The organism is Flavobacterium sp. TC780 (genome assembly GCF_056783245.1).
On record NZ_JBXBAV010000085.1, the window covers coordinates 1 to 7,757 of the forward strand.

Annotated in this window: 7 protein-coding genes; all 7 read left to right on the forward strand. The window is 36.2% G+C overall.

Going from position 1 to position 7,757, the window contains the following annotated elements:
• The coding region (locus AC1RYN_RS08280; RefSeq protein WP_481806585.1) for a condensation domain-containing protein at positions 1-2,056 on the forward strand (2,056 nt) is incomplete at its 5' end.
• Entirely contained in the window at positions 2,053-2,121 is a 69-nt protein-coding gene (locus AC1RYN_RS08285; protein ID WP_481806591.1) for a hypothetical protein, read from the forward strand. The genes AC1RYN_RS08280 and AC1RYN_RS08285, both read left to right, overlap by 4 nt.
• Positions 2,122-2,189: 68 nt before the next feature.
• Positions 2,190-2,432, forward strand: a complete 243-nt coding sequence (locus AC1RYN_RS08290) for a condensation domain-containing protein (RefSeq protein ID WP_481806586.1) — start codon at positions 2,190-2,192, stop codon at positions 2,430-2,432.
• 206 nt (positions 2,433-2,638) lie between these two features.
• A complete protein-coding gene (locus AC1RYN_RS08295) occupies positions 2,639-3,082 on the forward strand; it encodes an AMP-binding protein (protein WP_481806587.1) in 444 nt (147 codons plus the stop codon).
• Positions 3,057-3,230 (forward strand): AMP-binding protein, encoded by a 174-nt coding sequence (locus AC1RYN_RS08300; protein ID WP_481806588.1) that lies wholly within the window; start codon positions 3,057-3,059, stop codon positions 3,228-3,230. Before AC1RYN_RS08295 ends, AC1RYN_RS08300 begins: the two co-directional genes overlap by 26 nt.
• Before the next feature lie 297 nt (positions 3,231-3,527).
• Positions 3,528-5,972: a condensation domain-containing protein gene (locus tag AC1RYN_RS08305; protein ID WP_481806589.1), complete on the forward strand. Its 2,445-nt coding sequence runs from the start codon at positions 3,528-3,530 to the stop codon at positions 5,970-5,972.
• Positions 5,926-7,757: condensation domain-containing protein (locus tag AC1RYN_RS08310; protein ID WP_481806590.1), on the forward strand; the 1,832-nt coding region annotated here is incomplete at its 3' end. The genes AC1RYN_RS08305 and AC1RYN_RS08310, both read left to right, overlap by 47 nt.

The window sequence follows — 7,757 nt, forward strand, 5'->3', positions numbered from 1 at the left end:
TTCGGGTATTGTTAATAGAATTGAGTGGATGCAAAATATGTATTCATTAAATTTAGAGGATGTTGTTTTACAAAAAACACCTTATGTCTTTGATGTTTCTGTATGGGAACTTTTATGGGCTAATTGGTATGGTGCTAAAATTGTTATAGCCAAACCAGAAGGTCATAAAGACAGTGACTATTTACATGAATTGATTCAAAAAGAAAAAGTTACGACTCTTCATTTTGTTCCAAGCATGTTAGAGGCTTACAATCATTATCTATTTAGTAAAGAAGATAAATTTAATGCTTCTATTAGACAGATATTTTGTAGTGGGGAGGCATTAAATAAAAATACTGTTGAACAAACATATAAGAATCTATACGATCAATCGTCGAAATTGCACAACCTTTACGGGCCTACAGAGGCTTCAATTGATGTTACATTTTATGAGACTGATTCCACTAAAAATGTTTACATAGGTAAGCCAATTCAAAACACTCAAGTGTATGTTTTATCTTCTAATCAAACGCCTGTTCCTATAGGAGTTATAGGCGAATTGTATTTAGGAGGAGTAGGTTTATCCAGAGGATATCTGAACCGTTCGGAGTTAACAGCGGAGCGTTTTGTAAACAATCCATTTGCTACCGAAGCAGATAAAGCTAAAGGCTACTCAAAATTGTATAAAACAGGTGATTTGGTACGTTGGCTGGCAGATGGGAATATAGAATATCTTGGTAGAAATGATGATCAAGTTAAAATTCGTGGCTACCGAATCGAGTTAGGGGAGATCGAACATGCCATGTCTCAAATTGAAGGCATCAAGCAAGTATGCGTTTTGGCCAAAGAAAGAAAGACTGAAACCGCTATCACTAAATACTTGGTAGGTTATTATGTATCGGATTGCAATATGACTTCGGTTGATATTCAAAATAGATTATCGGAAGTATTGCCAGATTACATGGTTCCTACAGCTTTGGTTGCAATGGAATCTTTTCCATTAACAATTAATGGTAAATTAGATAAACGCGCCTTACCTGATCCAGAATTTACTTCTTCTGAGGCAGATTATGTTGCACCAACCACTGAAATAGAAACAGCCGTTTGTGAGATTTGGAAGGCACTACTAGGATTAGATCAAGTAGGAATCACAGATGATTTTTTCAAAATAGGAGGTAATTCTATTTTAGCGATACAGGCTTCGCATCGTATGAGCAAATTATTAGGATCTAATGTTAAAGTAGCAGATGTTTTTAAGTACAAAACCATATCTAAATTATTGATTCACGCTACAGGACAATCACAAATAATTATTCCAAAAATAAATTCAAATCAAGGTACACTTTCATTTGCCCAAGAACGTTTGTGGTTTATCGAGCAATATGAACAAGGTACCAATGCTTATCATATGCCTGGTTTATTTGAACTTGATGCTGAAACAGATAAAGAAGGTGTAAAATATGCCCTGCAACAGATTGTTTCAAGACATGAAGTACTGCGAAGTACTATTGAACAAAGCGAAGATCAGGAACATGGTATCCAGAAAGTACACAATGAAGCGCTTGCTATCGAAGAAGTTAGTGTAATGGCTACCGATGATTATCAGTCCTTGATTGAAGAAGATATCAACCGTCCTTTTAATTTAAGTACCGAATATCCTATCCGCATTACGTTTTATACTATTGAATCTGCAGCTGATGATGCATTAAATAAAACAATATTACTCATTACAACCCATCATATTGCCAGTGATGGCTGGTCGATGGAGGTATTTCAAAGAGAATTATCGGCTTATTATGAAGCTTATATTAAGGACGATAAAACCTTTAGTTTACCAGAATTAGAGATTCAATACAAGGATTATGCGTTGTGGCAACGCGATTATCTGACTGGAGAAGTTTTAGAAAAGCAGTTAAATTATTGGAAAGAGAAACTGTCAGGATTCCAGACTTTGGAATTTCCTACAGATTATGCCAGACCAGCTGAAATAGAATATAGAGGGAGAAAGCCTAGGAGTTTAAAATCGATAAAGAAATCAGCCAAAAAATACGTTTACTGGCTCAACGTCATGGGATAACCTTAAACAGTTTGATGTTAAGCAGCGTGAATATTCTCCTGAGTAAATATACGGGTCAAGAATGATATCGTGATTGGTACTGCAATAGCCAACCGTCAGTCACAGACAAACAGAGGGACTGATTGGTTTTTTTGTGAATACACAAGCGCACAGAACACAGCTTACTAATGCTCAAAGTTTTGATGAACTAATTAAACAAGTTCATCAGGATCAAATTGAAGCTCAAATGCATCAAGACTTGCCTTTTGAGAAATTAATTGATGAGTTAGATGTTGAACGTGATGCCTCAAGACACCCTGTTTTTCAGATTCTGTTTGGCGTACAAGGTTTTAAGGCACTTCTGAGAGAACATCCAATGATCAGAAAAATTATTTAAATCCTTTTCAAATAGATGATGTCTATGAGATAGCAAAATTTGATTTGTCTATTTTTATTGATGATAGTCGGGAAGAACTACAGGTAATATTAGTTATGCTACTAGCTTATTCGATAAAGACACAATAGTTAGATTAACTCATCATTATATCCATCTTTTAGAAGAGTTAACTAAAGCACCTAATACAGCGTATAGCTGAAATTAGTTTGCTTACTTCGGTAGAATATAATCAGCTTGTTTACAATTGGAATACAACTGATAAAGAGTATTCGAAAGACAAAACGATTCAGGAGTTATTTGAAGAACAGGCCGCTAAGACTCCAAATAATGTAGCAATAGTATTTGAAAACAAATCATTGACTTATCAGGAGCTAAATGAAAAGAGCAACCAGTTAGCGCGTTACATTAGAGAGCAGTATCAAGAGAAAACACAACAATTACTCACTCCCGACACATTTATTGCCTTATGTCTGGACAGAAGTTTGGAAATGGTTATTGGAATATTGGCAGTGTTAAAAGCTGGAGGTGTTTATGTACCTATTGATCCACAATTACCTCAAGAAGGATTGATTATATCTTGGAGGATACCCAAGCAGCAGATTGTTTTAAGTCAAAGACATTTAGATGAAAAGATTACTTCCGCAGGATAAGGTTATTCACATCGATTTATCAGAAGAATTATATCAGAGAGAAGACAATACAAATCTTGGACAACAGAGTCAATCTACTGATTTGGCTTATGTAATTTATACATCAGGAACTACAGGTAAACCTAAAGGAGTAATCAACACATGGTAATTTGAGCATTTGCTTACCAGTACTGAAGCTTTTGGTATTGATCAGCAAACGATGTATTCTCAGATTATTCTCAACATCATTTGATTGAGCTGTTTCGGAATTATCCGACATTAATTGCTGGAGGTAAACTAATATTATTTCTAAGAAGAGATTAAGCAAAAGGGTAAATCTTATGAAACACATTGCTTCAAAGAAATTCCGCTTCTTACAGTTCTGCAGATTTATTAGAGATCGTTTGAATATTTAGCATTAGATAAATTAAAAACGATTCATGTTGCAGGAGGGAATTATGTCAGCTTGAAAAGATCGAGTAATGGCCGTAGATTGATAAATGTTATGGCCCAACCCAAGGTACAGTTTATACAACGAGCACAATACCGAGAAGATGATTTAAATACAAAAATTGGAAAACCAATAATTAATACAAATGCATATGTTTTAGACAGTAATCAAGCACCTGTTCCAGTTGGGGTGATTCCGGAGAGTTATATATTGGTGGTGCAAGGATTATCCCGCGGCTATCTGAATCGTCCAGACTTAACAGCGGAGCGTTTTGTAAACAACCCATTTGCTACCGAAGCTGATAAAGCAAAAGGATACACCAAATTATATAAAACAGGAGATTTGGTACGCTGGTTGTCAGATGGAAATTTAGAATACATTGGAAGAGGAGACGATCAGGTCAAAATTCGCGGGTATCGTATTGAGTTGGGTGAGATCGAACATGCCATGTCTCAAATTGAAGGGATCAAGCAGGTGTGTGTTTTGGCTAAAGAAAGAAAGACTGAAGCAGCTACTACTAAATATTTGGTGGGTTATTATGTATTAGATTTGGATAAGCCTACAATTGATCAGGTATCAATTATGGAGAAGCTATCCGAAGTTTTACCAGATTATATGGTTCCTACAGCCTTGGTTGCAATGGAATTCTTTCCTTTAACAATCAATGGTAAATTAGACAAACGCGCCTTACCCGATCCAGAATTTACTACTTCTGAAGTAGATTATGTAGGGCCTACTTCTGAAATAGAAGCGGTATTGTGTGAGATTTGGCAAACGGTTCTCAATATAGATAAGATTAGTATAACAGATAATTTCTTTCGCATAGGAGGAGATTCTATATTAAGTATTCAGGTATCGAGCCGTATTCGTCAGGCTGGTTTTGTTTGTCAGGTAAAAGATATTTTTGAATACAAAACCATTGGTAAGTTAGCCGATCATTTAAGTAGAAAGAAATCTGAAGTTACCCTTAAAACGGAACAAGGAGTATTAACGGGCGAGTTGGATTTTCTACCAATACAACAATGGTTTATTGATCAAATCGAAGATGGTACTTTGTCAAGAGCGAACCATTGGAATCAAAGTTTTTTAATTAGAGTTGCAGAATTAAACAGTAATCAATTAATAACAGTTATCAAGGAGTTGGTTGCTTACCATGATGTGCTGCGCATTGTTTACAGCAAAGAGCAGGACCCAATAACAGGAAAATTGAATTGGAGACAGGAATATCAATCGGAAATTATATTGCCAGAACTGAAGACTTTGGATGTAAGTCAACATACGGAGGATGAAGTTCATGATATTCTTACTGTTTGGCAAAGTGCTTTTGATTTAGAACAGGGAAGGTTATTTCAGGTAGGCTATTTGTATGGATATGCAGATGGCAGTGCCCGAATTCATTTTGCCCTGCATCATATGATAGTGGATGGAGTAAGTTGGCGAATTTTAGCTGAAGATATTAAAAATCTATATGAAGGGAAGGCTTTGCCATCTAAGGGCAGTAGTTACCGTCAATGGGTTGAAGAGGTTAAAGAGTATCCGAAGCAGCATCCATTAGAAGAGGTTTATTGGGAAGAGCAATTAAAAGGCATGCCAGATTATCATTTGGCAGCGCATCATAATGAGCCTAGCGAAGCGCATTTTGAGTTGGATACACTACTGACCAAATCATTGCTTCAGGAAGCTTCCGGAGCATATCATACAGAGATTAATGATTTATTATTAACAGCCTTAACGTATGCTCTTCAAGAGATTAATGGACAGGCGATTCAAGGAATTACCTTGGAAGGACATGGAAGAGAAGATATCAATTCAGCCATTGACCACAGCCGAACAGTAGGTTGGTTTACCACAATGTTCCCAGTTAGATTAGAAGTTAGAAACAGTCTGAAAGAGAGCATCCAGTTTGTTAAGGAAAGTATGCGTAACATTCCTAACAAAGGGTTGGGTTTTGGTTCTTTTGCAACCCAGAGTTCCAGCGAGTACACGTATAAAAATGTGGCTCCAATCTATTTTAACTATTTGGGGCAATTTGATACCCAGCAGGAAGAATGGAAGTTTGCTTCAGAGAGCAGTGGCTTGAGTATTGATTCGGCAAATCAGGACCATCATATTATCAGTATAAATGGTAATGTTCGTCATGGCCAAATAGGATTTAATATCGTTACCAAGTTAGGAGCGGAAACTACAAAACAGCTAACAGCTAGTTTTAAAACAGCAATAATAAGAATCATTAAACATTGCAAAGAGCAAGTTGAAGAAGAAGGTAGTAGTTACACCCCAAGTGATTTTAAGTCAATAAAAATCAGTCAAACTTTATTAAGTGAGTTAGAAGTTGCTGCTAAATCGGCTCAAAACGAAATACAGCATATTTACCCAGGCTACCAGTTTACAACAGGGATTTATTTACCATGCTGTGAGCCAGAGCCAAGACGATGCTTATCGTGTGCAATTGCTATTTGATTACCACCAATATCTAGATGTTAATGCTTACATCAATGCCTGGGAGTATTGTATTGCTCAATATCCTAGTTTGCGTACGGCTTTTAATTGGGAGGAAGATATTATTCAGATTATCTATAAGCACGGAAAACTAAATTATCAGTTGCATGATATCAGCCATCTTCTTATTCAGGAAGAGCGAGATGCAGCAATAGAAGTTATTCAGATTGAAGATCGAAAACAGAGTTTTGATTTGACTCAACCTACATTACTTAGGTTGCATATTATCAAACAGGCAGAGGATTATTATACTGTATTAAAAACAGAGCATCATAGTATATCGGATGGTTGGAGCGGACCGATTTTATTAAGCAATCTGGATTCTTATTACCAAGAGCTGATTAATAATAGAACGGTAAAAATAAAAGAAGACACGGCTTATCTTCAAACCCAAGACTATATTGGTAAGCACAAAAATAATGTAGATCGTTATTGGGAAAGCACTTTATCAGAAGTAGAAGGTACCAATGATATCAGTGCATTGCTTAGTCATCCCATCGATTTTAAGACTTATAAGCAGGTAGAAGTGTCTGCCAACAGCAGTTATGAAATCAAAGGAGAATTGTACAATCAATTGAAAGCCTTTACGCAGAAAGAAGGGATTACGATCAATGTAATGATACAGTTTATCTGGCATAAGCTGCTTCATGTATATAGTAATAGTCTGAAGAGTATAGTTGGAACTACAATATCCGGAAGAGAACTTCCTATTGACGGGATAGAGGAGAGTGTAGGTTTGTACATCAATACATTACCCTTGATTATTGATTGGAATAATGAGGGAAGTATCTTGGATCAGTTGCAGCAAATTCAAAAGAAGATTATAGAAATGAACACGCATAGTTTTGCGGATTTGGCAAAATTACAAAAAGAAGGAGAGCGGCTTTTTCATAGTTTGTTCATTTTTGAAAACTACCCTGTGCCAGAAGGAGATGACAACCAAGAAACATCGAATGTAAGTTTAAGAGATGCAATAGAGAAGGTCGATTATCCATTAAATATAATGGCTTTTGAGCAAGGCGAATTATTAACCATTAAGTTCAATTATGATGGTAATTATCTAACGCAGAGTAAAGCGAAAGCACATTTGGCGACCTTGGAGAATATTCTAAATCAGATATTGTCAGATCCTAACAAATCCCATCGTCAAATCAGTTTGTTATCACCAACAGACTACCAGCAGCTTGTTTACAATTGGAACGCAACAGATAAGGCGTATCCAACAGATAAGACGATTTATCAAATGTTTGAAGAACAGGTGCTAAAGACTCCAAATAATGTAGCCTTGGTTTATGAGGGAGAGGAATTAAGTTATAAAGAGCTAAATGAAAAGAGCAACCAGTTAGGACGTTACATTCGAGAACAGTATCAAGAAAAAACTCAAAGTACTTTACAGCCAGATACGCTCATTGCTTTATGTCTGGATAGAAGTCTGGAAATGATTATTGGGATATTGGCGGTATTAAAAGCTGGAGGTGCGTATGTACCTATCGATCCTACAATTCCGCAAGAGCGCATTGATTTTGTATTGGAAGATACCCAGGCACAAATAATATTGAGCCAAAGACATATAGAGCGTCTTAATAGTTTACCGCAAGAGAAAGTGGTTTATATTGATTTAACAGAAGAACTGTATAAAAAAGAGGATGATACAAATCTTGATCAATACAGTCAATCTACTGATTTAGCTTATGTAATTTACACCTCAGGAACCACAGGTAAACCTAAAGGAACGATGTTAAATCA

Bases quoted from the DNA above. Each gene is read 5' to 3' on its own strand.
- AC1RYN_RS08300 (WP_481806588.1), top strand. From the start codon at position 3,057: ATGAAAAGATTACTTCCGCAGGATAAGGTTATTCACATCGATTTATCA.